Origin of the sequence: Bradyrhizobium sp. BRP19, from assembly GCF_020194195.1 — a bacterium.
Taxonomy (GTDB): domain Bacteria; phylum Pseudomonadota; class Alphaproteobacteria; order Rhizobiales; family Xanthobacteraceae; genus Bradyrhizobium; species Bradyrhizobium yuanmingense.
In genome coordinates, this window is the sequence record NZ_JADYVZ010000195.1 from 1 (window position 1) to 410 (window position 410).

Below are 410 nucleotides of genomic sequence, written 5' to 3' on the forward strand. Positions count from 1 at the left end.
CCGCCAGCGCGGCGCGGTCACGGTTTTCCCAGCGATCCAGCCATTCGGCTTCTACGGGGTTCAGGAACGGGGCAATGGCCTCACGCCCGGCGGTCTGCAGCAAGCCCAGCAGCACCAGGCGACGACGCGCCGGGCCAGTGCCGCTCTCGGCAAACTGGCCGAATTCCACCTTGCGGCGCAGCACGGCAAAGGCCGCTTCGGCGATGATGCCGCGCTCGCGGTGGCCAAGTTCGTGATGCTCGCGGAAGTACTGGCTGACCACCATGTCGGCGGGCGCCGCAAAGTGCAGCAGGCGCGCAAGCACCTTGTCCAGGTGTTCCAGATGGCTGCCATGCACGCCCGTGCGCGGGCGCGGGGCGCTGCGGGGCGAAGGCTTGCCCTGCGGGGCCCGGTACCAGCCGCCGCCACCC

The 410-nt window shown here is 70.7% G+C and carries 1 protein-coding gene; it reads right to left on the reverse strand.

The window, feature by feature from the left end; translation table 11 throughout:
• On the reverse strand, positions 1-410 hold a 410-nt coding region (locus tag I6F36_RS39155; RefSeq protein WP_225173312.1), incomplete at both ends, for a hypothetical protein.